We start from the raw sequence: 24911 nt of genomic DNA on the forward strand, positions 1-24911 counted from the left end.
GATCAGAGCCGGTGTCAATGTGGAAGCGATGGTGCGCAGTGAGCAAAAAATCGTCAATTCAGCCATGGGCATTGTGTTCGATAATCGCCCAAAAAACTAACCGGATGGTACATATTGAATTGCTGAAAGAAACCGACAGCTCAATAATCGGCTGACTCTTTAAAAAGCGGCGCACCTTTGTAGCCGATGCCTGTCCCGGGAGCCGAAGTCATGCAGCGTTCCATTGCCACCGTGTCCTTGAGCGGTACTTTGCCGGAGAAACTCGACGCCATTGCCGCCGCCGGCTTTGATGGGGTGGAAATTTTCGAGAACGACCTTCTTTATTACGATGGCAGCCCTCGGGAAATCAGGCAGATGTGCGCTGACCTGGGCATCGCTATCACCTTGTTCCAACCGTTTCGTGATTTTGAAGGCTGCCGCCGCGATCGTCTGCCGCGCAACCTGGAGCGGGCCGAGCGCAAGTTCGACTTGATGCAGGAGCTGGGCACCGATCTGGTGTTGGTGTGCAGCAATGCCTCGGCCGACAGCGTCGGTGATGAGCAGATCCTCATCGATGACTTGCGCCTGCTGGCCGAACGGGCCGGTGCCCGCGGCTTGCGCATCGGTTACGAGGCGCTGGCCTGGGGCCGCCATGTGAATACTTATCAACAGGTCTGGAACATCGTGCGCCAGGCCGATCACCCCAACCTCGGCGTGTTGCTCGACAGCTTCCATACCTTGTCCCTCAAGAGCGACCCGAGCGCCATTGCTCAGATCCCGGGCGATAAGATCTTTTTTGTGCAAATGGCCGACGCACCGATCCTGGCCATGGACGTCCTGGAGTGGAGCCGGCATTTTCGTTGTTTCCCGGGCCAGGGCGAATTCGACTTGCCGGGTTTCCTGGCGCCGATCATCAAGAGTGGTTATACGGGGCCGCTGTCGCTGGAGATCTTCAACGACGGTTTTCGTGCCGCGCCGCCACGGGCCAATGCCGCCGACGGCCTGCGTTCGCTGCTGTACCTGGAAGAAAAGACCCGCCAGCGCCTGGCCGAAGAAGCGAGCGCCGCTGGCAATGCCGACATCCTGTTCGCCACACCCCCGGCCAGCGAATACGACGGCATCGAATTCCTCGAGTTCGCCGTGGACGATAACCTCGGCGCCAAGCTCTCCCACTGGTTGGAACGGTTGGGGTTCGTCAAGGCAGGCCAGCATCGCTCGAAGAATGTCAGCCTGCTGCGCCAGGGCGACATCAACCTGATCCTCAACAGTGAACCGTATTCCTTCGCCCAAAGCTTTTTCGAAGCCCACGGGCCATCGTTGTGCGCCACCGCCGTGCGCGTGAAAAACAGCGCCAGTGCCCTGGAGCGGGCGGTTGCCTACAAGGGTCAGCCCTATCGCGGATTGGTGGGGCCCAATGAGCTGGAGCTGGCGGCGGTGCGTGCACCGGACGGCAGCCTGATCTACCTGGTGGACCAGGACGCCGACGTCTATGGCACCGATTTCAACCTGCAACCGGGGGCGGTCATCGGGGCCGGGCTCAAGCGCATCGACCACATGGCGATGGCGCTGCCGGCCGACAGCCTCGACAGTTGGGTGCTGTTCTACAAGAGCCTGCTGGATTTCGAGGCCGACGACGAAGTGGTCTTGCCCGACCCCTATGGCCTGGTAAAAAGCCGGGCGCTGCGTAGCCGCTGCAGTTCGATCCGCTTGCCGCTGAACATTTCCGAAAACCGCAACACCGCGATCTCACATGCGCTGTCGAGTTATCGCGGTTCCGGCGTGCATCACATTGCCTTTGACTGCGACGACATCTTCGCCCAGGTCAGTCGGGCCAAGGAGGCGGGCGTACCGTTGCTAGACATTCCGCTCAATTACTACGACGACCTGGCGGCGCGTTTCGATTTCGATGACGAGTTCCTCAGCGAGCTGGCTTACTTCAACGTGTTGTACGACCGTGACGCCCAGGGTGGCGAGCTGTTCCACGTCTACACCGAGCCGTTCGAGGGGCGGTTTTTCTTTGAGATCATCCAGCGCAAGAACGGTTACGCCGGTTATGGCGCCGCCAACGTCGCGGTGCGCCTGGCGGCCATGGCCAAGTCCCGCAGCGGTGGCTTGCGGCACGCCAAGTTGTAGGGAAATCGTAAACGTGGCGGTAATGGGCGGTGTCGTGGCTTCCTTCAGTGCACGGTGCGGCCCATAATCGCCAGCCTGTGCAGTGATGGCCGTGAGCCCGCAATGACTATGAATCCAGAGCTTTCCGCAGCGCTCGACGAACCTGTCGCCCCGCCGCGCAAGAGTCGCAAGAACAACCCGGAGAAGACCCGGGAAAACATTCTTCAGGAAGCCATCGTCGAATTCGTCCAGCAAGGCCTGGCGGGTGCCCGGGTCGACGCCATCGCCGAGCGCATCCACACCTCCAAGCGCATGATCTATTACTACTTCGGCAGCAAGGAGCAGTTGTACGTCGAGGTGCTGGAAAAACTCTACGGCGATATCCGCACCACCGAGAGCCGCCTGCACCTGGCGGAACTGGCCCCGGTGGACGCAATCCGGCGCCTGGTGGAATTCACCTTCGACCACCACGACCGCAATGTGGATTTCGTGCGCATCGTCTGCATCGAGAACATTCACAACGCCGAGTACGTGAAGCAGTCAGGCGCGATCAAGGCGATGACCAATACCATCCTCGATTCCCTGGGGGTGATCCTGCGGCGCGGCGCCGAAGAGGGCGTGTTCCGTGCCGGCCTCGAACCGCTGGATGTGCATCTGCTGATCAGCTCGTTCTGTTTCTACCGGGTGTCCAATCGCCAGACATTCGGTGAGATCTTTCAGATCGATTTGTCGGATGAAGCGGTGAAGCAGCGGCATCGGCAGATGGTGTGTGAATCGGTGTTGCGGTACTTGCAGGCCTGACACCGAACCTAGTGTGGGAGCGGGCTTGCTCGCGAATGCGGTGTGTCAGTAGGCAAATGTGTGACTGACACACCGCATTCGCGAGCAAGCCCGCTCCCACAGGGGATGCTTCAGGTCTTAGTGGTTCATGCTCTGGAAATGCGCCAGCATCCGTTGCGCGTCCGGCGCCACGCCACTGAACAGTTCGAACGCCTTTACCGCCTGGAACACCGCCATGTTGCCGCCATCCAGCGTGCGGCAGCCGATGGCGCGGGCGTTGCGCAGCAGCTCGGTTTCCAATGGGAAGTAAACGATTTCCGCGACCCACAAAGCGCTCCGCAACAGCTCGACCGGCACCGGCATGCCCGGCAGTTTCGCCATGCCCATGGGCGTGGTGTTCACCAGACCGTCGGCCTCGGCCATGGCCGTTGGCAGGTCATGCCCGGCGCGAGCGCGGCCGGTGCCGAAGTGTTGATTCAAGTTATCGGCCAGTGCCTCGGCGCGGCTGACTTCGACGTCAAAGATGCTCAAGGTTTCCACGTTCTCTAGCAACAGCGCATGGGCCACCGCCGCGCCGGCGCCACCGGCACCCATCTGGACCACGCGCTTGCGCGCCACTTCCCCCAGGCCACGGCGAAAACCTTCGGCGAACCCCAGGCAGTCGGTGTTGTGGCCGATGCGCTTGCCGTCCTTGAGCACCACCGTATTGACCGCGCCGATGCCACGGGCCTCGGGCGACAGCTCGTCCAGCAGTGGGATGATCGCCTGCTTGCAGGGGAAAGTGATGTTCAGGCCGGTGAAGTCCATACGTTCGGCGGCCACCAGCAAATCGGCCAGGGCACCGCTGTCGAGCTTCAACGCGTCCAGGTCGATCAGTCGATAGAGATAACGCATGCCTTGGGCATCGCCTTCGCGCTCATGCAGCGCCGGCGTGCGGGAAGCCTGGATACCCGCGCCGATCAGGCCGGCCAGCACAGTGATATTCGACATGCCCATCAACCCTTCAACCGCTGACTGAAATGTTCAAGGGCCAGGCGATAACCATGGCTGCCAAACCCGCACATCACGCCAATGGCGACGGATGAGACAAAGGAGTGGTGGCGGAAGGTTTCACGGGCATGAACGTTGGACAGGTGGACTTCGATGACCGGCACTTCGCTGGCCACCAGGGCGTCGCGGATCGCCACGGAAGTGTGGGTCCAGGCCGCCGGGTTGATGACGATACCGGCGCACCGGTCCCGGGCACCGTGAATCCAGTCCAGCAATTCGCTTTCCTGGTTGGTCTGGCGGAACTCTACCGCCAGACCGAATTCGTCGGCGGCGCGCCCGCACAGTGCAGAGATGTCGGCCAGGGTTTCATGGCCGTAGGTGGCCGGCTCGCGGGTGCCGAGCAGGTTCAGGTTCGGGCCGTTGAGCACCAGAACGATCGGAGGCATCGCAGTTTCTCCACATTTTTATTGTTGGTGTCGGCGGGGTTTCAGCCGGTGGAGATAAATTGTACTAGATGGTTAATTTGGTCAAATAAAGCAGCGGTCGTTGGGCAATAAGTGTTCGATGATCGAACATTGCCGGCCGAAAGGGGAGGGAGAGCAATTGTGGCGAGGGAGCTTGCTCCCGCTGGGCCGGTCCGACGCTTCGGGCGTAGCAGCCCCAAGCTTTTTGCGGTTGCTGCGCAACCGAGCGGGAGCAAGCTCCCTCGCCACAATAGGTATGTGTTGGCTTAACGCCGAGTCAACAAAACCCCGGACTCCATGTGATGGGTCCAAGGAAATTGATCGAACAACGCACAACGCGTGATGCGGTGGGTGTCGTTCAGCTGTGCGATGTTCGCGGCGAGGGTCTCCGGGTTGCAGGAGATGTAGAGGATGTTGTCGAACCGCCGAGTCAACTCGCAGGTGTCCGGGTCCATGCCGGCACGCGGCGGGTCGACGAATACGCTGCCGAATTCGTAGCTTTTCAGGTCGATGCCCTGCAGGCGACGGAACGGTCGGACTTCGTTCAAGGCTTCGGTCAGTTCTTCGGCGGACAGGCGCACCAGGGTGACGTTATCCACAGCGTTTTCGCTGAGGTTGCTCAGCGCGGCGTTCACCGAGGTCTTGCTGATTTCGGTGGCCAGCACTTTGCGCACGCGAGTGGCCAGGGGCAGGGTGAAGTTGCCGTTGCCGCAGTACAACTCCAGCAGATCGTCGCTGCGATCGCCCAGCGCTTCATAGGCCCAGTTGAGCATCTTCTGATTCACCGTGCCGTTGGGCTGGGTGAAGGCGCCCTCGGGTTGGCGATAGCTGAAGGTGCGGCCGCCCACTTCAAGTTTCTCCACCACGTAATCGTGGCCGATCACTTCCCGCTTGCCCTTGGAGCGACCAATGATGCTGACGCCCAGGTCGGCCGCCAATTTTGACGCGGCCGCGTGCCAGTGCTCGTCCAGCGGGCGGTGATAACACAGGGTAATCATCGCATCGCCCGCGAGGGTGGTCAGGAATTCCACCTGGAACAGCTTGTGGCTCAGGGGCGCACTGGCTTGCCAGGCGGCCTTGAGCTGCGGCATCAATTGGTTGATGCGCAGGCTGGCAATGGGAAACTCCTCGATGAGGATCGGTGTGCGTTTGTCGTCCTGGGAGAACATTGCGTAATGCCGTTCGCCGGCCTCGCGCCAGAGGCGGAATTCGGCCCGCAGGCGAAAGTGTTTCATGGGCGAATCGAACACCGCAGGTTCCGGTGCGTCGAACGGTGCCAACAGGTCACGCAAGCGGGCTACCTTGTCCTGTAACTGGGCGGCGTAGGCCTGGGAATCAAAAGTCATGCGTTGAACCAACCCAACTTGATCACGAACAGGATCGACAGAATAACCAGCGCCGGGTTCAGCTCACGGCCACGGCCAGACACCAGTTTGATGGCGGTCCAGGCGATGAAACCGAAAGCGATGCCGTTGGCGATGGAATACGTGAATGGCATCGCCAGGGCGGTCACCACCACGGGCGCGGCGACGGTGATGTCATCCCAGTCGATTTCCGCCAGGCCCGAGGTCATCAGCACGGCGACGAACAACAGGGCAGGCGCGGTGGCGAAGGCCGGGACGCTGGCGGCCAGTGGCGAGAAGAACAGCGCCAGCAGGAACAGGATCGCCACCACGATGGCGGTCAACCCAGTGCGGCCACCGGCGCTGACGCCCGCCGCCGATTCGATGTAGCTGGTGGTGGTGGAGGTGCCCAGCAGCGAACCGGCCATGGCGGCGGTGCTGTCGGCGATCAGCGCACGGCCCATCTTCGGCATGTGGCCGTCCTTGCCCATGAGTCCGGCGCGCTTGGCGACGCCGATCAGGGTGCCGGAGTTGTCGAACAGGTCGACGAACAGGAAGGCGAAGATCACGCTCACCAGGCCGATGTCCAGGGCGCCCTTGATGTCCAGTTGCAAGAAGGTCGGGGCCAGGGACGGTGGCGCGGAGATGACGCCGTTGAACGGGGTGAAGCCCATCAGGATCGAGACGACAGTCACCGCGAGGATGCCGATCAGCACCGCGCCGCGTACCTTCAAGGCTTCGAGGGCGACGATCAGGACAAAACCGAGGGTCGCGAGGATCGGCGCCGGTTGCTTCAAGTCGCCGAGGCCCACCATGGTCGCCGGGTTTTTCACCACGATGCCGGCATTGTTCAGGGCGATCAGCGCCAGGAACAGGCCGATACCGGCGGCAATGGCCGAACGCAGCGGTAGCGGGATGCTGTTGATGATCCACTCGCGGATGCGGAAGATCGACAGCAGGAAAAACAGCACGGCGGAGACGAACACCGCGCCCAGGGCCACTTGCCAGGTGTGGCCCATGTGCAGGACCACGGTGTAGGTGAAGAAGGCGTTCAGGCCCATGCCCGGCGCGAGGGCGATCGGGTAGTTGGCGATCAGGCCCATGACCGTGGAGCCAATGGCCGCCGCCAGGCAGGTGGCGACGAACACCGCGCCCTTGTCCATGCCGGTTTCGCCGAGGATGCTCGGGTTGACGAACAGAATGTAGGCCATGGCCAGGAACGTCGTGACGCCCGCCAGGATCTCGGTCCGCACGTTGGTGTTGTGTGCCTTGAGTTGAAACAGCCTTTCCAGCATGTCTGCTCCCCGTGGCGCGCCCGGCGCCGTGAATGTATCGACCTCAACAGCAAAGCACAGGTCGCCAGCGGCGCCCGGGAATTTTCTGCGGGTCGGAAAAAGCCGCGCATCATACCAGCAGCGTGGCGTTGTGGCTGCGATCGTCGTCGATGTTTTGCCAACGCGCCAAGTGGGCCATACTGCCCGCGGTTCCGGGAGGTCTCTATGCTTCACATGAATAAAAAGCGGCTGGTGGCCGTGGGCTGCGCGCTGGGCCTGTGGTTGCCCGGCCAGGCTGTCAATGCCGCGTCGGCACCGCCCTTGACTGAGGTCAAGGTGCTCAAGGTCGAGTCGCCGGCCTGTGGTTTCGAGGACATCGTCCCCGGGCAGGCGCAGACGCGTTGTGATCACAGCGGGCCGAACATCAAGGTCTACGTGCTGGAGGTTGGTTATGGCCATCAGCCCCATGTCACCCTGGACGGCTTTGAAGTCGACGGCACCCGCTCGCCGGTATGTGCCTACAGCAACGGCAATCTCAATGACTGCTCGGTGCGGACCAAAGTCGTCGGCTATGTGTACATCTTCGACCTGAAGGGCAAGCAAGAGGGCACCTTCAGCTTCAGCAACCAGTCGATCAACGCCCCGGGCAACCGGATGTCGACCCAGTTGTACATCAAATAGCCCGGCTCCCGCGTGGGAACTGCATAAACGCTGTGTAGGAGCTGCCGAGCGCAGCGAGGCTGCGATCTTTCCCCAGACGCTTGAGTCTCAAGCGCCTGTAAAAAGATCGCAGCCTTCGGCAGCTCCTACACTACAGGCATCACCCAGTGGAGAGAGCGCCCATGATTCCTGGAACCAAGATCCCCCGAGCCCTGATCGCCGTCGCCGAGGGCGTCGACGACTTGCAGACGGTCACCTTGATCGATGTGCTGCGGCGCGCGCAGATCGAAACCGTGGTGGCGAGCATCGAAGGACGGCGCATGCTCACCTGCGCCCGCGGCACGCGCCTGACGGCCGATGGCATGCTGGTGGACATGCTCGTGCAGGATTTCGATCTCGTCGCCCTGCCGGGCGGCATCATCGGCGCTCAGCACTTGGCGGCCCATCAGCCGCTGCAACAACTGATCAAGGACCAGGCCGCCGCCGGGCGTTTCTTTGCCGCCATCGCCGAAGCCCCGGCCCTGGCGCTACAGGCCTTCGGCGTCCTGCGCCAGCGCCGCATGACCTGCCTGCCAGCGGTAAGCCAGCAACTGTCCGGTTGCAGCTTCGTGGATCAGCCCGTGGTGGTGGACGGCAACTGCATCACCGCCCAAGGCTCGGCCGCCGCCCTGGCGTTTGCCTTGATGCTGGTGGAGCAACTCAGCGGCAAGGGCGTTAGGAGCGTGGTGGCGGCGGAGTTGCTGGCCTGACGGAGGTCAAGCGTGTTGGAGGAAAGGTTCGATCGCGGGTTGCTCACGGCGCTCGGCTTGCCACAAGTCATAGTCGGCCTGGACGCCCAACCACACCCTGGCCTTGCCGATCCCGGCACGTTCCAGGCGCACCGCCAGATCGGGGCTGATAGGCGCATGGCCATGCAATACCCGGGAGAGATGAGGCCGGGCGAAGCCCAGGTGTCGCGCCAGTTCGGTGACCGTGATGCCCAGCTCGGGCAACACGTCCAACCGCAAGGTTTCGCCAGGGTGTGGCGGATTGTGCATGGGCATGTTCCAGCCTCCTGATCAGTGGTAGTCCAGATAATCGACCAGTTCGATATCGGACCCGATGAAACGAAAAATAACCCGCCAGTTTCCCGAAACCCCCAGCGACCAGTACCCATCCAGCTCACCCTTGAGCGGATGCAATCGCCATCCCGGGATATCCAGGTCGTTGGCGGCCTGCGCCCTGTCCATGAACTGGAGCATGCGGGCCAGGCGTTTTCCGTGGTCCGCCCGGATACCACGGGTCGACCTCGTCTGATAAAAGAGCCTGAGGCCTTTGTGCTGGAAGGATTTAATCATGGAACAGAGTGTAAGGCGATACATTACACTCGGTGCGGTACATATATACCGCACAGGCCCGCTAATTCATGTTGCTTGCGTTGCCCGCAGCATCGCAATTGCCTTGAACGCTTCACCCCACCCTGAAGTCGTACCCCTTATGACGGCGGTTTCCCAAAACGCTGCGAGTACGACCAACCGTGAGGTGTTCCATGAGCGCGACCCTGTCCGAAGCGACGTCGGCGTCCTTCGTCCGTCATCCGATTCGCCTGACCCTCAATGGCCAGGTGCGAGAGTTGCAAGTGCTGGCCTGGACCACCTTGCTGGACCTGCTGCGTGAGCAACTGGACCTGGTGGGCAGCAAGAAAGGCTGCGACCACGGCCAGTGTGGGGCCTGCACCGTGCTGCGCGACGGCAAGCGGATCAATGCCTGCCTGACCCTGGCGGTGATGTGCGACGGTGCCGAGCTGACCACCATCGAAGGCCTGGCCAGTGATGAGGCTTTGCATCCCATGCAGCAGGCGTTCATCACCCATGACGCGTTCCAGTGCGGCTACTGCACGCCGGGGCAGATCTGTTCGGCGGTGGGGCTGGCCAACGAGGGCAGGGCGCAGACCCGCGCACAGATCAGTGAACTGATGAGCGGCAACCTGTGCCGGTGCGGTGCCTACAACAACATTCGCGATGCCATTGAAGACGCCTTGCCTCGTTGCCGTCAGGAACAAGGGGGTGACCGATGAACCCTTTCCAATACAGCAAGCCGGACACGGTGCAGGCGGCCGTCGATCTGTCGAGCCCGGTGTCCCGCTTCATCGCCGGCGGCACCAACCTGCTGGACCTGATGAAAGAGAACCTCACCCGCCCTGAACACTTGATCGACATCACCGGTTTGCCCCTGGCGGACCTCAGTGAAACCCCGTCTGGCGGAGTGATGATCGGCGCCTTGGTGAGCAACGCCCACCTGGCCTGGCATCCGTGGATCGAGCGCCGTTATCCGCTGCTGGCCCAGGCCATCCTGGCGGGCGCCTCGCCGCAGTTGCGCAACATGGCCAGTACCGGCGGCAATCTGCTGCAACGTACCCGCTGCTATTACTTCTATGACGCGAGCGTGCCGTGCAACAAGCGCCGGCCCGGCAGCGGGTGCCCGGCCCGGAACGGTTTGAACCGCATCCACGCGATTTTCGGTGCCAGCGATCAATGTGTCGCCACCCATCCCTCCGACATGTGCGTGGCCTTGGCCGCCCTGGAAGCGGTGGTCCATGTCCTGGGACGGGGCGGGGCGCGGACCATCGAGTTCGCTGACTTCCATCGTCTGCCCGGCGATGCCCCGGAACGTGATAACCAGTTGGCTGACGATGAATTGGTCACCGCCATCGAGTTGCCTGCCGCCGGTTTTGCCGACCATAGCCACTACCTGAAGATCCGTGACCGCGCCTCCTACGCCTTTGCCCTGGTCTCGGTGGCGGCGGCGCTGGAGCTGGACGGGCCGGTGATTCGCCAGGCCCGCCTGGCCCTGGGGGGCGTGGCGCACAAACCCTGGCGCGACCGGGCGGTGGAGAGCTGGCTGACTGGGCAGACTGTCAGCCGCGAAACGTTCACCGCCGCCGCCGATGCGCTGCTGCAACACGCCGAGCCGCTGGAGCACAACGGCTTCAAGGTCAGATTGGCGCGGCGGGCGATTGTCCGTGCCTTGAGCAATGCCGCGTTGGGTAGCGCACCGCAGGGAGGACACGCCTGATGAACGCTTCGAGCAAATCCATAGGGCAGCCACTCGACCGGGTCGATGGCCTGCTCAAGGTGACGGGCCAGGCACGTTACGCCGGTGAATATCCCGAGGACGGCCTGCTGCATGGCAGCGTCGTGTCCGGTACGGTCGCCCGTGGCCGTGTGCTGCGCATCGATGCGTCCCGAGCCTTGGCACTGCCCGGCGTAGTCGCGGTCATCGACCACACCAACCGGCCGAGAATCGCCAGCTACGACGAGCCCTACCAGGATGCCGATGCGGCGGACGGCTCGCCGTTCCGGCCGTTGTACAACGACCAAGTGCTCTACAGCGGTCAGCCGTTGGCCTTGGTGGTGGCGGAGAACCTTGAGCTGGCGCGGTATGCCGGCTCACTGGTTGAAATCGAATACGCGGCCGAGGATCACCAGACCGATCTGAAAATCCTGCAAAACGAGGCCCATCCGGCACCCGCTGAATTGCCCAAGCCTCGTGGGAATTTTCAGGGCGAGTACGCCAGTTCCGCGCTCAGCGTGGATGTGTCCTACAGCACGCCGGTGGAACACCACAACCCGATGGAGCCACACGCCTCCACCGTGCTGTATCAGCCTGACGGCAGCCTGCACATCCACGACAAGACCCAAGGCACGCAAAATTGCCAAGCCTATGTGCAGAAGGTCTTCGGCCTTGAGAAAGAGCAGGTGCGCGTGTTTGCCGCGTTTGTCGGCGGCGCCTTCGGTTCCGGACTGCGCCCGCAATATCAATTGCCGTTGGCGGTGATGGCGGCACTCGCCCTCAAGCGTTCGGTGCGGGTCAGCCTGACGCGCCAGCAGATGTTCACCTTTGGCTATCGGCCACGCACGTTCCAGCGCCTGCAGCTGGGGGCGGCGGCCAACGGCCGCTTGCTGGCCGTGGCGCACACCGCTGTCGGCCAGACCTCGCGTTTCGAAGACTTCACCGAGCACGTAGTGGAGTGGAGCGGCATGCTCTATCACTGCGACAACGTGTCATTGACCTATAAGTTGGTGCCGCTGGACGTCTACACGCCCCTGGACATGCGTGCGCCCGGCGCGGCCCTCGGGCTGATCGGCCTGGAATGCGCCATGGATGAACTGGCCTGTGCCCTGGCGATCGATCCGGTGCAACTGCGGTTGATCAACTACGCCGAACGCAACGAGAACGAAGGCAAGCCCTATTCCAGCAAGGAACTGCGTGAATGTTATGCCCAAGGCGCCCGTCGTTTCGGCTGGGACAAACGCAACCCGGAACCGCGCAGCATGCGTGAAGGCCGGCAACTGGTCGGCTGGGGCATGGCCGGTGGTGTGTGGGAGGCCATGCAGCAGAAGGCCAGTGCCCGGGCCTCGCTGGATACGGATGGCAAGCTGACCGTCAGCAGCGCCACCACGGACATCGGCACCGGAACCTACACGGTCATGACCCAGATCGCCGCCGAGGCGTCAGGGGTTTCCCTTGAGAACGTCAGGTTTGTCCTGGGTGATTCGTCGCTGCCCACCGCGCCGTTGCAGGGCGGTTCGTTCACCGTCTCGTCGGTGGGCACCGCCGTGCAGCAGGCCTGTGAAGCGCTGAAGGAAAAATTCCTGGCCGTGGCCCGCCAGGCGTGTCCGGCGTTCAGCGGCGCGACCCTTGAGCAGGTGACGTTTGCCGATGGCCATTTGCGGCTGGGCGAAGCGAGTGTGGCATTGGCAGAGCTGGCGCAGAAAAGCGGCGAGACACCGCTGCAGGCCCAGGTCACTGCCGAGCCGGACAAAAAACGCCAGGCCTACGCCACGGCCACTCACTCGGCGGTGTTTGTCGAAGTGTGGGTGGACGAGGATTTGGGGACGGTGAAGGTCAATCGAGTGGTCAGTGCCATCGCCGCCGGCCGGGTCGTCAACCCGAAAACCGCCCGCAGCCAGATTCTCGGGGGCGTGGTGTGGGGCGTCGGCATGGCCCTGCACGAAGAGACCCTGACCGACCACGCCCTCGGTCGCCACATGAACCACAACCTGGCCGAGTATCACGTGCCGGTCAGTGCCGACATCGGTGACGTCGAGGTGATTTTTGTCGAGGAACAGGACGATATCGTCAATGCGCTCGGGTCCAAGGGCGTCGGTGAGATCGGCATCGTCGGGGTGGCCGCAGCGGTGGCCAATGCGATCTACCATGCCACTGGCAAGCGGGTGCGGGACTTCCCCATCACCCTCGACAAATTGCTTTAGGCCTTCGCTTCGTCCACCGGTTCGTGCATCCGGTCGCGGTTGGCCAGGGTCGGGAACAGCTTGATCCAGGTCCCGGTCACCAGCAGTGTGCCTACACCGCCCATGACCACCGCCGGCACCGTGCCGAACCAGTGGGCGGTGAGGCCGGATTCGAACTCGCCCAACTGGTTCGAAGCGCCGATGAACAGCCCGTTCACCGCGCTGACCCGGCCGCGCATTTCATCCGGCGTTTCCAATTGCACGAACGAGGCCCGGATCACCATGCTGATCATGTCTGCCGCGCCCAGCACCACCAGCACTGCCAAGGAAAACCAGAACGAGGTGGAAAGGCCGAAGGCAATGGTGGCGACGCCGAACACGCCCACTGCGGTGAACATCACCCGGCCAACCTTGCGCTCCACGGCAAACCGCGCCAGCCACAGCGACATCAGCAAGGCCCCGACCGCCGGCGCCGAACGCAGCAGGCCCAGGCCCCAGGGGCCGGTGAGCAGGATGTCCTTGGCGAACACCGGCAGCAGCGCCGTCGCGCCGCCGAGCAGCACGGCGAACAGGTCCAGGGAGATCGCCCCGAGGATGTCCGGGCGGCTGCGAATGAAGCGAACCCCGGCCAGCAACGAATCCAGGGTCGCCTTGCCTTTATTCAGCGGCGTCTGCCGGGCGGGCAGGTTGAGCATCAGGCAGCAGGCAATGAGGTAAAGCACCACGGTGGGCCCATAGACCCAGACGCTACCGAAGGCGTAGAGCAAGCCGCCCAGCGCCGGGGCGACGATGGTGGCCGACTGCTGGGCCGATTGCGCGGCGGCCACGGCGCGGGGAAACAGGCCGGCCGGCACGATGCTGGGCAGCAACGCCTGGGTGGTCGGCATTTCGAAGGAACGGGCGGCGCCCAGCAGGAAGGCAAGGATGAAGATCATTTCCCGGGAGACATGGTCGGTGGCGCTGCCGATCGCCAGCGCCAGGGCAATCATCGCCTGCAATGACTGGCAAATCGCTGCGACCTTGCGCCGATCGTAGCGGTCCGCCACATGCCCGGTGTGGAGCATGAACAGCACGCGCGGGGCAAATTCCACCAGGCCCACCAGGCCCAAGTCGAGAACGTTGCCGGTCAGTTGATAGAGGTTCCAGCCGATAGCCACGGTGAGCATCTGGAAGCCGCTGGCGGTGAAGATCCGGGCCAGCCAGAAGGCGATGAAGGGACGGTGGTGACGGAGCAGCAGCGGTGCTTGGCTGGGCATCTATGACGGGTCCGGTGATGAAGGCTTTGAGATTATCACCGAGCTGTAACTGGAAGTTGCGGTAGCGGGAAAAAATAGTTAGCCAAACATCTACTTTCACTGGCGGAAGCGGTTGTTCCCGGGAACATGCGGGCCTCTGTGGCGAGGGAGCTTGCTCCCGCTGGGCTGCGCAGCGGCCCCTCGATTTTGCGGTCGCTGCGCAACCGAGCGGGAGCAAGCTCCCTCGCCACGGGGGCCGTGTGGGTTTGGAAAATCACAGCTTGGAGCAGGATTACGACACTGAGACAACCTGTCACGCGACAAAAGACCACGCCGTCCATCGGCAATAATGCGACTACTCTTTGAGCATTGCTTGATCCAGATCAATACCTTTCGGGGTGTTGGGCTGGTGGCCATCCGGCCTGCGTCCTGCGTTGTGACGGTTAAAAAAAGAACGATTTGAAAAGCACTGCACTCCATATCCCTGGGGGTTGGTGCAAGCCCCACCCGCAGCCGGTTTTACCTGACAGAGGAAGACTTATGTTCGGTTTGGAGGCGCTCGATCTCGCCCGAATCCAATTCGCGTTCACAATCTCGTTCCACATCCTGTTCCCGGCCATCACCATCGGCCTGGCGAGTTACCTGGCGGTGCTCGAGGGCTTGTGGCTCAAGACCCGCGATGACACCTACCGTGACCTGTACCACTTCTGGTCGAAGATCTTTGCCGTCAACTTCGGCATGGGGGTGGTGTCCGGGTTGGTCATGGCCTATCAGTTCGGGACCAACTGGAGCCGCTTTTCAGACTTCGCCGGTGCGGTGACCGGGCCCCTGCTGACCTACGAGGTGCTCACGGCGTTCTTCCTCGAGGCGGGTTTCCTGGGCGTGATGCTGTTTGGTTGGAACCGCGTCGGCCGTGGCCTGCATTTCTTTTCTACGGTCATGGTGGCGATCGGCACCCTGATCTCGACCTTCTGGATCCTGTCGTCCAACAGCTGGATGCAGACCCCCCAGGGCTACGAAATCATCGACGGCCGGGTGATCCCGGTGGACTGGCTGGCGGTGGTGTTCAACCCCTCGTTTCCTTATCGCTTGTTGCACATGTCCACCGCGGCGTTTGTTGCCACGGCGTTCTTCGTCGGCTCGTCGGCGGCCTGGCATTTGCTGCGCGGTCGCGACAACCCGGCCATCCGCCGGATGCTGTCGATGGCGATGTGGATGGCTTTGCTGGTGGCGCCGATACAAGCGGTCATCGGCGACTTCCATGGCCTGAACACCCTCAAGCATCAACCGGCGAAGATCGCCGCCATCGAGGGCCATTGGGAAAACGTCGGCAATGAACCGACCCCGCTGATCCTGTTCGGCTGGCCCGACATGCAAGCGGAAAAAACCAAATACGCCGTGGAAATTCCCTACCTGGGCAGCCTGATCCTGACGCACTCGTTGACCGAGCAGGTGCCGGCCCTCAAGGAGTTCCCACCTGAAGATCGACCCAACTCGACTATCGTGTTCTGGTCGTTCCGGGTCATGGTCGGCCTTGGCTTGCTGATGATTTTTACCGGCCTGTGCAGCCTGTGGCTGCGCCGCAAAGATCGGATCTATCAGTCCCGGCCGTTCCTCCACCTGGTGTTGTGGATGGGGCCGTCCGGGCTGGTTGCGATCCTGGCCGGCTGGTTTACCACGGAGATCGGCCGCCAACCTTGGGTGGTCTACGGCTTGATGCGCACGGCCGATGCGTCGTCCGGCCACAGCTTCGCCCAGATGAGCATCACCCTGGTGCTGTTCGTCGTGGTGTATTTCGCGCTGTTCGGTGCGGGCCTGAGCTACATGATGCGCCTGGTGCGCAAAGGGCCGGTGGCCCACGAAGACGAACCGAGCGATGGCGGCCCGGGCCAGAAACGCACCCCGGCCCGGCCATTGTCGGCCGCCAACGAAGGCGACGACGACGTGGACCACAACGACCGCTCGAACAAGGGGAATTGAGTCATGGGTATTGATCTTCCGCTGATCTGGGCCGTGGTCATCATCTTCGGCATCATGATGTACGTGATCATGGACGGCTTCGACCTGGGGATTGGCATCCTCTTCCCCTTCGTCAAGGGCGAGCGCGACCGCGACGTGATGATGAACACCGTGGCGCCGGTCTGGGACGGTAACGAAACCTGGCTGGTGCTGGGCGGTGCCGGATTGTTCGGGGCGTTTCCGCTGGCCTATTCGGTGGTGCTTTCGGCCCTGTACCTGCCGTTGATCCTGATGCTCATCGGCCTGATCTTCCGCGGCGTGGCTTTTGAGTTCCGTTTCAAGGCCAAGGCTGAGAAGCGCCACCTCTGGGACAAAGCGTTCATTGGCGGTTCGCTGACGGCCACCTTCTTCCAGGGTGTGGCGCTGGGGGCGTTCATCGACGGTTTCGAGGTGGTCAATCGCCAGTTCGCCGGCGGCTCCCTGGACTGGTTCACGCCGTTCACGGTGTTCTGTGGCCTGGCGTTGATCGCGGCGTACGCGTTGCTCGGCTGCACGTGGCTGATCATGAAGACCGAGGGCAAGCTGCAAGAGCAGATGCATGACCTGGCCCGGCCGCTGGCGTTCGTGGTGCTGGCCGTGATCGGTATCGTCAGCATCTGGACGCCGCTGGCCCACGCCGACATTGCCGCCCGCTGGTTCACGTTGCCGAACCTGTTCTGGTTCCTGCCGGTGCCGATCCTGGTATTGGTGACCATGTACGGGTTGTTCCGCGCGGTGGCCCGCAATGCCAACTACACGCCTTTCATCCTGACCCTGGTGCTGATTTTCCTCGGCTACAGCGGCCTGGGCATCAGCCTTTGGCCGAACATCGTGCCGCCGTCCATCTCGATCTGGGACGCCTCGTCACCGCCCCAGAGCCAAGGCTTCATGCTGGTGGGCACGCTGTTCATCATTCCGTTGATCCTGGTGTACACCTTCTGGAGCTACTACGTGTTCCGCGGCAAGGTGACCCATGACGACGGCTACCATTGAGGGCGTGAACATGGCCAAACCTGATTTGAAAGACATCGAGGCCGCCGAACGCAAGCCACTCTGGCAGCGGCTTGGCTGGCTGGCGCTGATCTGGGCTGGCAGCGTGCTGGCGTTGTTCATCGTCGCCAGTCTGATGCGGATGTTCATGAATGCCGCCGGGCTGACCACCCACTGATTCCTCTGTGGGGGCAAGCTTTGCTCCCACAGGGCAATCGTTATTTGCGGGCCTTGAGGATCACGAATTTCGGCGTGGCGGCCACTTGCTCGACGCCTCGGAACAGCCGCGCCAGTTTGCTGTGGTAGCCCAGGTGTCGGTTGCCGACGATGTACAGCGCGCCGCCTACCACCAACGCTTCGCGAGCCTGCTGGAACATCCGCCAGGCGAGGAAATCGCCCACCACCTGCTGCTGGTGAAAGGGCGGGTTGCACAGCACCACATCCAATGACTGCGCCTCTTGCCCGGCCAGGCCATCACCGGCCCGGACGGTCACTTCGCGCTCGCCCAAGGCCGCGCGCCAGTTCTCGGCAGCCGATTGCACAGCCATGTACGACTCGTCCACCAAGGTGTAGTGGGCCTCGGGGTTTTGCAGGGCACTGGCGATGGCCAGCACGCCATTGCCGCAGCCCAGGTCGGCGACCCGGGCCGTCCCGAGATTTTTTGGCAGATGGGGCAGGAACGCACGGGTGCCAATGTCCAGGCCTTCGCGACAGAACACGTTGGCGTGGTTGAGCAGTTCGATCTTTGGCTCGTCCAGCCGGTAACGCGTGGGGTAGGGCGATACGGCCGGGGTACTGCCTGGTGGGGAGGCGGCTGGCGTGGCGATCAGCAGCCGCGCCTTTTTCACCGCCAGTGAGGCCTGCACCGGGCCGATGTAACGCTCCAGCAAATCGCCGGCGGCCCGGGGCAGGTGTTTGATCATCGCTCCGGCAATCACCTGGGCGCCCGGCGCCAATTGGCCTTGCAGGCGAATCAGTTGTTCCTCCAGCAGGGCCAGGGTTTTCGGTACTTTGATCAGGACGCGATCGAACGGGCCGCTCAACGGCTCGCTGGCGGGCAACGTGGGCACCGCATCGAAGGGCCGGCCATTGCGCACCAGGTTTTTCTCCAGTGCCTGCAAAGCCAGGAAGGAATCACCGCTGCTGGTCACCAGGACGTTGCCGGCCAGGCTGGCCGCCAGGGCGCCGAAGCCGTCGTTGAGCACCAGGACCCGAGTCTGCGCGACTGGTTGTTGTTCGGCCAGGTACGCGAGCAGGTATTCATCGGCCGCATCGAAGGCTTGCAGCGGTTCGTTCTGCTGTTCGGGTTGGCGGATCAGGTCGAGTTGAGCGAAAGGGCTGTCAAGCAGGGGCATGGCTGGGGACTCTGGAGATCAACGAATGTCCCGCTGCCTGGAGGTAGGTGTCTGTGCGGGACCGCCTGAATGAAAGGCGTCGCGTGCAAGCAGCGGCATCATTCAAGAGGGACCGTAAATGGTACGTTTTTTTGTTGCACATTACTCGCGGGTTTTTCAGCTCGGCAACGCCGGGCCAAGGTTAGATCACATGGATCTGGGCGGCTTTGGCCACCGCTGAAATCTTATTGCTGACGTTCAGCTTTCGCATGCAACTGCACACATGAAAATTCACGGTTCGTTCGGAAAGACAAAGGATCCTGCCCACTTCCGACGCCGTCTTGCCTTCGGCTGACCACCTCAACACTTCGATCTCTCTTGGCGACAAGTGACATTTGGGTTGGGCTGCGATGGCGTCCGCCAGTTTTTTGTTGGCCAGAGCATGCAGCTTTTGACTGGCGTAGATGGCGTAGCCGAGATTGTCATAATGCTCCTCGATATCAATAGGACAATGGGTTCGTACAAGGCTGAACAGACTGCACTGGGCCCCTTGTTCGTCATGAACGGCCTGGGTCCAGCCGTACTTGAGTCCCAGCCGATTAAGTTCTCGCCATAACTTGGGGGCCTGAGCGAAAACAGTCTCATTCCACAAGATAGGGAGTGATGATTGATTGCAATGTGCTACTAGTGGATCGTTCGACGCATAACCGTTTTGTTCATAAAGCCTGTCCCATCCATAAGGGTAGTTATTCAGGTTTACCTTGCTGGTGTGTTTGTCGGGGCTTCCGATATAGGCTGCAAATGCACAGTATTCAAATCCTTGATTATTAAAGAAATTCAATACTAGACGATAGGCCGTCTGCAGGTCCTTTTCACAGGATAACTTTTTCAGCAACAAGTCCTTCCACCTGTCCATCGCTTTCTCCTGGGTTTGATTCGTCCATGCGGATCCAATCCATGATGCGAATTTTTAGTGTAGGACTATTCCTAACTTTGGAGTGAAATTTTTAACTAGCTTACAAAATTGTAATGTGATCTTTCTGTAGATTGGTTTCTTTTGCAGTGTCTCTAACTTTGTACAGTTTTGGTAAAAGTTATAAGTTGGTGAGTGCAGCAAAGTGCTATCACTCGCCCGTCGGTGGTGAAAAGGTTCACTTTGCGGGACACTGCACGTCTTGTCTCATAGGAGTGGCCCATGACCGACAGCGCAGAGAAGTTCACCCGCCAGACCCTGCTCGATGTCCAGCCGTTGACGCCTCATTTGTTTACCTTGCGCACGACTCGGGATCGCGGCTTTCGCTTCCGGGCGGGCCAGTTTGCCCGGCTGGGTGTCGCCAAGGCCGACGGCACCACCGTCTGGCGGGCGTACTCCATGGTGTCGTCGCCGTTCGACGAGTTCCTCGAATTCTTTTCCATCGTAGTCCCCGATGGCGAATTCACCAGCGAACTCAGCCGTTTGCAACCGGGCGATGAATTGTTGGTGGATCGCCAGGCTTTTGGCTACCTGACGCTTGACCGTTTCGTCGATGGTCGGGATTTGTGGTTGCTGTCCACGGGGACGGGCGTGGCGCCGTTTCTTTCGATCCTTCAGGATTTTGAGGTCTGGGAAAAATTCGAGCGGATCATCCTGGTCTACAGCGTGCGCGAGGCACGGGAGCTGGCCTATCAGGAGCTCATCAAGGAACTGCCCCAGCGTGACTACTTGGCCGAGTACGCTCACAAGTTTCGTTTCATTGCGACCATCACCCGTGAGCAGCATCCGGGAGCGCTCAACGGGCGGATTACTACGCTGATCGAAAATGGCGAGTTGGAGCGCGCGGCCGGCGTAGCGCTGACGCCGGAGCATTCACGGGTGATGCTATGCGGCAACCCGCAAATGATCGACGACACGCGCAAGCTGCTCAAGACCAGGGGCCTGCAACTGAGCCTGACCCGTCGTCCGGGCCAGGTGGCGGTGGAAAACTACTGGTAGGCTCAGGGCCGCTCGTTCTGAGCCTTGAGCAGATCGCGAATCTCACTCAGCAGCAGCTCTTCCTTGGTCGGGACCGGCGGGGTGCTGGGAGCCACGGCCTCTTCACGCTTAAGGCGGTTGATGGCCTTGACGCCCATGAAGATGGCGAACGCGACGATGATGAAGTCAATGGTGCTCTGGATGAATTTACCGTAGGCCAGTACCACCGCAGGCGCATCACCCTGGGCGGCCTTGAGGGTGATGGCCAGGTCACTGAAGTCCACGCCACCGATCAACAGGCCAATTGGCGGCATGACCACGTCGCCAACGAATGACGAAACGATTTTGCCAAAAGCGGCCCCGATGATGATCCCGACGGCCATGTCGACGACATTGCCTTTGACCGCGAAGGCCTTGAACTCGCTTAGCACGCCCATGAGTTATTCCTTGTGACAGATGAAAGATGAGTGGCAGTGTAAGTCAGCCCAACGGGTCTTGCTCGAAACGCTTGCTTACAAAGCTTCCGTTATCGACCTGAGCGGGGAGGAAAAGTTTACAAAGTGCCATCAATCGCGCGCGATACGCGGTTTCAGGCCCGAGCCCTATAACGTTTTTTCTATCGGCACGGTACGGCATTTCTATTTAGGTTTTCTTTTTTCCGGCACTAGCCTCTGGATGGCGCACATGGATGCGCTCTATAACATCAGAGGAACATGCTATGAACACTTCCCTTGGCCACGGGGCTTATTCCCATCGCCGCGCTTTTTTTGTGCTGACCGCGAGCCTTCTATCCTTGTCTGTCAATGCGGCCACCCTGACCCGGGACAACGGTGCGGCGGTCGGCGATAACCAGAATTCGCAAACGGCAGGTCCCAACGGTCCGACCCTGCTGCAAGACGTGCAGTTGATCCAGAAGCTCCAACGCTTCGACCGTGAACGCATCCCCGAGCGCGTGGTGCATGCCCGCGGTACCGGTGCCCACGGCACCTTCACGGTGTCCGACGACCTCAGCGACTTGACCAAGGCCAAGGTGTTCGCCTCAGGCCAGGTGACCCCGGTGTTCGTGCGGTTTTCGGCCGTGGTGCACGGTAATCATTCACCGGAAACCCTGCGCGACCCCCGTGGCTTCGCCACGAAGTTCTACACCGCCGACGGTAACTGGGACTTGGTGGGCAACAACTTCCCGACCTTTTTCATTCGTGATGCCATCAAGTTTCCAGACATGGTTCATGCCTTCAAACCCGACCCGCGGACCAACCTGGACGATGATTCGCGCCGGTTCGACTTCTTTTCCCATGTTCCAGAGTCGACCCGCACCCTGACCGAGTTGTATTCCAACGCCGGCACGCCCGCCAGTTATCGTGAAATGGACGGTAATGGTGTGCATGCCTACAAATTGGTTAACGCCAAGGGTGAAGTTCATTATGTGAAGTTTCATTGGAAAAGTTTGCAGGGTTTGAAAAATCTTGATCCGGAAGAAGTTGTGAAAGTTCAGGGTCAAGATTACAGCCACATGACCAATGACTTGGTCAGCCATATCAATAAGGGCGACTTCCCGAAGTGGGACTTGTACGTCCAAGTGTTGAATCCGCAGGACCTTGCCAAGTTTGATTTCGATCCATTGGACGCGACCAAGATCTGGCCGGGTGTGGCTGAGCGTAAGGTCGGGCAAATGGTCTTGAACCGTAATCCGGCGAATGTCTTCCAGGAAACCGAGCAGGTGGCCATGGCGCCGGCCAATCTGGTGCCGGGCATCGAGCCTTCCGAGGACCGTTTGCTCCAGGGACGGGTGTTTTCCTACGCCGATACGCAAATGTACCGGATAGGCGCCAATGCCCTGCAGTTGCCGATCAACGCCCCCAAGGTGGCGGTGAACAACGGCAACCAGGACGGCGCGATGAACCCAGGCAGCACCAGCACCGGCGTGAATTACCAACCGAGCCGCCTGACGCCTCGCGAAGAACCGCAAGCGGCACGCTACAGCCAGGCCGCGCTGAGCGGCAGCACCCAGCAGGCGAAGATCCAGCGCGAGCAGAACTTCAAGCAGGCCGGTGATCTGTATCGTTCGTTCAACAAGAAAGAGCGTGATGACTTGATCGAAAGCTTTGGTGGCTCGCTGGCGACCACCGATGACGAGAGCAAGCACATCATCCTGTCGTTCCTCTACAAAGCCGATCCTGAATACGGCACTGGCGTGGCCCGTGTTGCCAAAGGCGACCTGGCCCGGGTCAAGGCGCTGGCGGAACAACTGAGCGACTGATCCACAGTCAGGCAGGTGCATGACCTGTGGGAGCAAAGCTTGCTCGCGAAGCGGCGTTGGGTCTGGAATCAGACCGAGTCGTTTGCATCGCGGGCAAGCCTTGCTCCCACAACCATGCTCCCCCAGTCATATGCCAGAGGAGACGTCATGATGGGTAAATGGCTTTTATCGATGCTTGTGGCCTGGTCAGTGAATGTACTGGCCGATCAACCAATAGCCACCGAACCGGCGGCGGTGCAGGAGCAACTGCAAAGTTACTATTTCGACGCCGCTCGCCGAGGCGACGTGCCGATGCTCGATACGTTTATCGAGGCCGGTTACTCGCTGGATACCCGGGATGAGAAGGGCTACACCGCGCTGATTCTGGCGGCCTACCACGGCCACGGTCCGGCGGTGGAGCGGTTGCTGGCCGCGGGGGCCAATGCCTGCGCCCAGGACAAGCGTGGCAATACCGCACTGATGGGTGCCATTTTTAAAGGCGAAGTGCAGATTGCGCGTCGTTTATTGTCCACCGACTGCAGCCCGGACCAACGCAATGGCGCGGGGCAGACCGCCGCGATGTATGCCGGCCTGTTCAAGCGTGGCGAGTTGCTCGATGCCTTGAAGGCCAAGGGCGCCGACCTGGAGGCCAGGGATCCGTTGGGCAATACCGCGACGAATCTGGCCAACGGTGAAATCAGAATGCCGGCCCCGCGATAAAGCCCGACTGCTATCATCGCGGTTTTTACCCCGGAGTTGAGATGGCCAAGGCAAAGCGCATGTACGGCTGCACCGAGTGCGGCTCGACCTTCCCCAAGTGGGCCGGCCAATGCAGTGAATGCGGAGCCTGGAACACCCTGACCGAAACCATGGTGGAAAGCGGCGGCGCGGCGGCTCCTACCGGGCGCACGGGCTGGGCCGGCCAACAGGCGCAGATCAAGACCCTGGCCGAAGTCAGCGTTGAAGAAATCCCGCGTTTCTCCACCGCGTCCGGTGAGTTGGACCGGGTGCTGGGGGGCGGCTTGGTGGACGGCTCGGTGGTGCTGATTGGTGGCGATCCGGGCATTGGTAAATCCACCATCCTGTTGCAAACCTTGTGCAACCTCGCCACGCGCATGCCGGCGTTGTACGTCACGGGCGAAGAGTCCCAGCAACAGGTCGCCATGCGCGCCCGACGCCTGGGCTTGCCCCAGGACCAGTTGCGGGTCATGACCGAGACCTGCATCGAAACCATCATCGCCACGGCGCGCCTGGAAAAGCCCAAGGTGATGGTCATCGACTCGATCCAGACCATCTTCACCGAACAACTGCAGTCGGCCCCGGGCGGCGTGTCCCAGGTGCGTGAAAGCGCAGCGTTGCTGGTGCGCTACGCCAAGCAGAGCGGCACGGCGATTTTCCTGGTGGGCCACGTCACCAAGGAAGGTGCGTTGGCGGGACCGCGGGTGTTGGAGCACATGGTCGACACCGTGTTGTATTTCGAAGGCGAATCCGATGGGCGCCTGCGTTTGCTACGGGCGGTGAAGAATCGCTTTGGCGCGGTCAACGAACTGGGGGTGTTCGGCATGACCGACAGGGGCCTGAAAGAAGTCTCGAACCCGTCGGCGATCTTTCTGACACGTGCCCAGGAAGAAGTCCCCGGTAGCGTGGTCATGGCAACGTGGGAAGGGACCCGGCCGATGTTGGTCGAGGTGCAGGCGCTGGTGGACGACAGTCACTTGGCGAACCCACGACGGGTCACCCTGGGCCTGGATCAGAACCGGCTGGCCATGCTGCTGGCGGTGTTGCATCGACACGGTGGGATCCCGACACACGATCAGGACGTGTTCCTCAACGTCGTGGGCGGGGTCAAGGTGCTGGAGACCGCATCTGACCTGGCGTTGATGGCGGCGGTCATGTCCAGCCTGCGCAACCGGCCGCTGCCCCATGATCTGTTGGTGTTTGGTGAAGTCGGGTTGTCGGGGGAAGTGCGACCGGTGCCCAGCGGGCAGGAGCGGCTCAAGGAAGCCGCCAAGCACGGCTTCAAACGCGCCATCGTGCCCAAGGGGAACGCGCCGAAGGAAGCGCCGGCGGGGTTGCAGATCATTGCGGTGACACGCCTGGAACAGGCGCTGGATGCGTTGTTCGAATAATGTCGAGGCGGATGCAGGCCTCCGTGGCGAGGGAGCTTGCTCCCGCTGGGGTGCGCAGCAGCCCCTCAAATATGCATTGCGATGTGTCAGGTTGGTGGAGTCGCTGCTTTTGGGGCTGCTACGCAGCCCAGCGGGAGCAAGCTCCCTCGCCACGGGGGATCGTGCACAGGGCGGGGGCTGTGCACACGGGGGCTGCGGC

The 24911-nt window shown here is 61.5% G+C and carries 24 protein-coding genes; 14 read left to right on the forward strand and 10 right to left on the reverse strand.

What is annotated here, in order from left to right; all coding sequences use genetic code 11:
* Positions 1-210 precede the first annotated feature (210 nt).
* Together quiC and J3P88_RS04420 are read left to right on the forward strand one after the other, a co-directional pair.
* The gene (gene quiC, locus J3P88_RS04415; protein ID WP_434574196.1) at positions 211-2112 is read left to right on the forward strand and encodes a 3-dehydroshikimate dehydratase QuiC; all 1902 of its coding nucleotides are present in this window, start codon (positions 211-213) and stop codon (positions 2110-2112) included.
* Between the two features lie 102 nt (positions 2113-2214).
* Positions 2215-2892 (forward strand): TetR/AcrR family transcriptional regulator, encoded by a 678-nt coding sequence (locus tag J3P88_RS04420; protein ID WP_186706532.1) that lies wholly within the window; start codon positions 2215-2217, stop codon positions 2890-2892.
* A 117-nt stretch (positions 2893-3009) separates the two neighbouring features.
* On the opposite strand, the gene J3P88_RS04425 is transcribed toward J3P88_RS04420, so the two are convergent.
* The 4 genes from J3P88_RS04425 to J3P88_RS04440 form a co-directional block, all read right to left on the reverse strand.
* Positions 3010-3861, reverse strand: coding sequence for a shikimate dehydrogenase (locus J3P88_RS04425; RefSeq protein ID WP_186706531.1), 852 nt, complete (start codon positions 3859-3861; stop codon positions 3010-3012).
* 5 nt (positions 3862-3866) lie between these two features.
* Entirely contained in the window at positions 3867-4307 is a 441-nt protein-coding gene (aroQ, locus tag J3P88_RS04430; protein WP_434574198.1) for a type II 3-dehydroquinate dehydratase, read from the reverse strand.
* A 284-nt stretch (positions 4308-4591) separates the two neighbouring features.
* On the reverse strand, positions 4592-5671 hold the full coding sequence (gene trmA / locus J3P88_RS04435; RefSeq protein ID WP_434574200.1) for a tRNA (uridine(54)-C5)-methyltransferase TrmA: 1080 nt from the start codon (positions 5669-5671) through the stop codon (positions 4592-4594).
* Positions 5668-6963 (reverse strand): NCS2 family permease, encoded by a 1296-nt coding sequence (locus J3P88_RS04440; protein WP_434574202.1) that lies wholly within the window; start codon positions 6961-6963, stop codon positions 5668-5670. The genes trmA and J3P88_RS04440 overlap by 4 nt, the downstream gene beginning before the upstream one ends.
* Before the next feature lie 204 nt (positions 6964-7167).
* On the opposite strand from J3P88_RS04440, the gene J3P88_RS04445 reads away from it, so the two are divergent.
* Together J3P88_RS04445 and J3P88_RS04450 are read left to right on the forward strand one after the other, a co-directional pair.
* Entirely contained in the window at positions 7168-7623 is a 456-nt protein-coding gene (locus J3P88_RS04445; RefSeq protein ID WP_434574204.1) for a DUF4879 domain-containing protein, read from the forward strand.
* Positions 7624-7784: 161 nt separating this feature from the next.
* On the forward strand, positions 7785-8351 hold the full coding sequence (locus tag J3P88_RS04450; RefSeq protein WP_434574206.1) for a DJ-1 family glyoxalase III: 567 nt from the start codon (positions 7785-7787) through the stop codon (positions 8349-8351).
* Between the two features lie 6 nt (positions 8352-8357).
* On the opposite strand, the gene J3P88_RS04455 is transcribed toward J3P88_RS04450, so the two are convergent.
* Both J3P88_RS04455 and J3P88_RS04460 read right to left on the reverse strand, forming a co-directional pair.
* A complete protein-coding gene (locus J3P88_RS04455; protein ID WP_434574208.1) occupies positions 8358-8645 on the reverse strand; it encodes a HigA family addiction module antitoxin in 288 nt (95 codons plus the stop codon).
* Between the two features lie 15 nt (positions 8646-8660).
* Complete coding sequence (locus tag J3P88_RS04460; RefSeq protein WP_434574210.1) at positions 8661-8939, reverse strand: type II toxin-antitoxin system RelE/ParE family toxin; 279 nt, start codon at positions 8937-8939, stop codon at positions 8661-8663.
* Between the two features lie 191 nt (positions 8940-9130).
* Between J3P88_RS04460 and J3P88_RS04465 the strand changes: the two genes are divergently transcribed.
* The 3 genes from J3P88_RS04465 to J3P88_RS04475 are packed head-to-tail and all read left to right on the forward strand — an operon-like array spanning position 9131 to position 12857.
* Positions 9131-9658 carry a (2Fe-2S)-binding protein gene (locus J3P88_RS04465; protein ID WP_186706524.1) on the forward strand — a complete coding sequence of 176 codons (528 nt, stop codon included), beginning with the start codon at positions 9131-9133 and terminating at the stop codon, positions 9656-9658.
* Positions 9655-10656 (forward strand): FAD binding domain-containing protein, encoded by a 1002-nt coding sequence (locus J3P88_RS04470; protein ID WP_434574213.1) that lies wholly within the window; start codon positions 9655-9657, stop codon positions 10654-10656. Before J3P88_RS04465 ends, J3P88_RS04470 begins: the two co-directional genes overlap by 4 nt.
* The gene (locus J3P88_RS04475) at positions 10656-12857 is read left to right on the forward strand and encodes a xanthine dehydrogenase family protein molybdopterin-binding subunit (protein ID WP_434574215.1); all 2202 of its coding nucleotides are present in this window, start codon (positions 10656-10658) and stop codon (positions 12855-12857) included. The genes J3P88_RS04470 and J3P88_RS04475 overlap by 1 nt, the downstream gene beginning before the upstream one ends.
* Here the strand turns inward: J3P88_RS04475 and J3P88_RS04480 are convergent.
* Entirely contained in the window at positions 12854-14092 is a 1239-nt protein-coding gene (locus J3P88_RS04480; RefSeq protein ID WP_434574217.1) for an MFS transporter, read from the reverse strand. The genes J3P88_RS04475 and J3P88_RS04480 overlap by 4 nt on opposite strands.
* A gap of 519 nt (positions 14093-14611) precedes the next feature.
* On the opposite strand from J3P88_RS04480, the gene J3P88_RS04485 reads away from it, so the two are divergent.
* From J3P88_RS04485 to J3P88_RS04495, 3 genes are read left to right on the forward strand one after another with little or no spacing between them, the layout of a single operon-like run.
* Positions 14612-16051 (forward strand): cytochrome ubiquinol oxidase subunit I, encoded by a 1440-nt coding sequence (locus J3P88_RS04485; protein WP_434574219.1) that lies wholly within the window; start codon positions 14612-14614, stop codon positions 16049-16051.
* 3 nt (positions 16052-16054) lie between these two features.
* Positions 16055-17062 carry a cytochrome d ubiquinol oxidase subunit II gene (gene cydB / locus J3P88_RS04490; RefSeq protein ID WP_053125566.1) on the forward strand — a complete coding sequence of 336 codons (1008 nt, stop codon included), beginning with the start codon at positions 16055-16057 and terminating at the stop codon, positions 17060-17062.
* Positions 17063-17072: 10 nt separating this feature from the next.
* Positions 17073-17237 (forward strand): DUF2474 domain-containing protein, encoded by a 165-nt coding sequence (locus tag J3P88_RS04495; protein WP_003205785.1) that lies wholly within the window; start codon positions 17073-17075, stop codon positions 17235-17237.
* Positions 17238-17277: 40 nt separating this feature from the next.
* On the opposite strand, the gene J3P88_RS04500 is transcribed toward J3P88_RS04495, so the two are convergent.
* Together J3P88_RS04500 and J3P88_RS04505 are read right to left on the reverse strand one after the other, a co-directional pair.
* Positions 17278-18414 (reverse strand): methyltransferase, encoded by a 1137-nt coding sequence (locus J3P88_RS04500; RefSeq protein ID WP_186706519.1) that lies wholly within the window; start codon positions 18412-18414, stop codon positions 17278-17280.
* Positions 18415-18595: 181 nt separating this feature from the next.
* Positions 18596-19309, reverse strand: a complete 714-nt coding sequence (locus tag J3P88_RS04505) for an autoinducer binding domain-containing protein (RefSeq protein ID WP_186706518.1) — start codon at positions 19307-19309, stop codon at positions 18596-18598.
* Positions 19310-19588: 279 nt separating this feature from the next.
* On the opposite strand from J3P88_RS04505, the gene J3P88_RS04510 reads away from it, so the two are divergent.
* Positions 19589-20365, forward strand: coding sequence for a ferredoxin--NADP reductase (locus tag J3P88_RS04510; RefSeq protein ID WP_434574222.1), 777 nt, complete (start codon positions 19589-19591; stop codon positions 20363-20365).
* 2 nt (positions 20366-20367) lie between these two features.
* On the opposite strand, the gene mscL is transcribed toward J3P88_RS04510, so the two are convergent.
* Complete coding sequence (mscL, locus tag J3P88_RS04515; RefSeq protein ID WP_434574224.1) at positions 20368-20781, reverse strand: large-conductance mechanosensitive channel protein MscL; 414 nt, start codon at positions 20779-20781, stop codon at positions 20368-20370.
* A 281-nt stretch (positions 20782-21062) separates the two neighbouring features.
* Here mscL and katB point away from each other — a divergent pair, with 281 nt between their 5' ends.
* From katB to radA, 3 genes are all read left to right on the forward strand, one after another.
* Positions 21063-22604 carry a catalase KatB gene (gene katB, locus J3P88_RS04520; RefSeq protein WP_434574226.1) on the forward strand — a complete coding sequence of 514 codons (1542 nt, stop codon included), beginning with the start codon at positions 21063-21065 and terminating at the stop codon, positions 22602-22604.
* 171 nt (positions 22605-22775) lie between these two features.
* On the forward strand, positions 22776-23303 hold the full coding sequence (locus tag J3P88_RS04525; protein ID WP_434576350.1) for an ankyrin repeat domain-containing protein: 528 nt from the start codon (positions 22776-22778) through the stop codon (positions 23301-23303).
* 41 nt (positions 23304-23344) lie between these two features.
* A complete protein-coding gene (radA, locus tag J3P88_RS04530) occupies positions 23345-24712 on the forward strand; it encodes a DNA repair protein RadA (RefSeq protein ID WP_030140305.1) in 1368 nt (455 codons plus the stop codon).
* The last annotated feature ends 199 nt before the right edge of the window (positions 24713-24911 follow it).

This window comes from Pseudomonas sp. Z3-6, from assembly GCF_051131985.1.
GTDB lineage: Bacteria > Pseudomonadota > Gammaproteobacteria > Pseudomonadales > Pseudomonadaceae > Aquipseudomonas > Aquipseudomonas zanjanensis.

Excerpts from the sequence above, each read along its gene's own strand:
- quiC (WP_434574196.1), top strand. The coding sequence starts at position 211 with ATGCAGCGTTCCATTGCCACCGTGTCCTTGAGCGGTACTTTGCCGGAG.
- J3P88_RS04420 (WP_186706532.1), top strand. The coding sequence starts at position 2,215 with ATGACTATGAATCCAGAGCTTTCCGCAGCGCTCGACGAACCTGTCGCC.
- J3P88_RS04425 (WP_186706531.1), bottom strand. The coding sequence starts at position 3,861 with ATGTCGAATATCACTGTGCTGGCCGGCCTGATCGGCGCGGGTATCCAG.
- aroQ (WP_434574198.1), bottom strand. The coding sequence starts at position 4,307 with ATGCCTCCGATCGTTCTGGTGCTCAACGGCCCGAACCTGAACCTGCTC.
- trmA (WP_434574200.1), bottom strand. The coding sequence starts at position 5,671 with ATGACTTTTGATTCCCAGGCCTACGCCGCCCAGTTACAGGACAAGGTA.
- J3P88_RS04440 (WP_434574202.1), bottom strand. The coding sequence starts at position 6,963 with ATGCTGGAAAGGCTGTTTCAACTCAAGGCACACAACACCAACGTGCGG.
- J3P88_RS04445 (WP_434574204.1), top strand. The coding sequence starts at position 7,168 with ATGCTTCACATGAATAAAAAGCGGCTGGTGGCCGTGGGCTGCGCGCTG.
- J3P88_RS04450 (WP_434574206.1), top strand. The coding sequence starts at position 7,785 with ATGATTCCTGGAACCAAGATCCCCCGAGCCCTGATCGCCGTCGCCGAG.
- J3P88_RS04455 (WP_434574208.1), bottom strand. The coding sequence starts at position 8,645 with ATGCCCATGCACAATCCGCCACACCCTGGCGAAACCTTGCGGTTGGAC.
- J3P88_RS04460 (WP_434574210.1), bottom strand. The coding sequence starts at position 8,939 with ATGATTAAATCCTTCCAGCACAAAGGCCTCAGGCTCTTTTATCAGACG.
- J3P88_RS04465 (WP_186706524.1), top strand. The coding sequence starts at position 9,131 with ATGAGCGCGACCCTGTCCGAAGCGACGTCGGCGTCCTTCGTCCGTCAT.
- J3P88_RS04470 (WP_434574213.1), top strand. The coding sequence starts at position 9,655 with ATGAACCCTTTCCAATACAGCAAGCCGGACACGGTGCAGGCGGCCGTC.
- J3P88_RS04475 (WP_434574215.1), top strand. The coding sequence starts at position 10,656 with ATGAACGCTTCGAGCAAATCCATAGGGCAGCCACTCGACCGGGTCGAT.
- J3P88_RS04480 (WP_434574217.1), bottom strand. The coding sequence starts at position 14,092 with ATGCCCAGCCAAGCACCGCTGCTGCTCCGTCACCACCGTCCCTTCATC.
- J3P88_RS04485 (WP_434574219.1), top strand. The coding sequence starts at position 14,612 with ATGTTCGGTTTGGAGGCGCTCGATCTCGCCCGAATCCAATTCGCGTTC.
- cydB (WP_053125566.1), top strand. The coding sequence starts at position 16,055 with ATGGGTATTGATCTTCCGCTGATCTGGGCCGTGGTCATCATCTTCGGC.
- J3P88_RS04495 (WP_003205785.1), top strand. The coding sequence starts at position 17,073 with ATGGCCAAACCTGATTTGAAAGACATCGAGGCCGCCGAACGCAAGCCA.
- J3P88_RS04500 (WP_186706519.1), bottom strand. The coding sequence starts at position 18,414 with ATGCCCCTGCTTGACAGCCCTTTCGCTCAACTCGACCTGATCCGCCAA.
- J3P88_RS04505 (WP_186706518.1), bottom strand. The coding sequence starts at position 19,309 with ATGGACAGGTGGAAGGACTTGTTGCTGAAAAAGTTATCCTGTGAAAAG.
- J3P88_RS04510 (WP_434574222.1), top strand. The coding sequence starts at position 19,589 with ATGACCGACAGCGCAGAGAAGTTCACCCGCCAGACCCTGCTCGATGTC.
- mscL (WP_434574224.1), bottom strand. The coding sequence starts at position 20,781 with ATGGGCGTGCTAAGCGAGTTCAAGGCCTTCGCGGTCAAAGGCAATGTC.
- katB (WP_434574226.1), top strand. The coding sequence starts at position 21,063 with ATGAACACTTCCCTTGGCCACGGGGCTTATTCCCATCGCCGCGCTTTT.
- J3P88_RS04525 (WP_434576350.1), top strand. The coding sequence starts at position 22,776 with ATGCTTGTGGCCTGGTCAGTGAATGTACTGGCCGATCAACCAATAGCC.
- radA (WP_030140305.1), top strand. The coding sequence starts at position 23,345 with ATGGCCAAGGCAAAGCGCATGTACGGCTGCACCGAGTGCGGCTCGACC.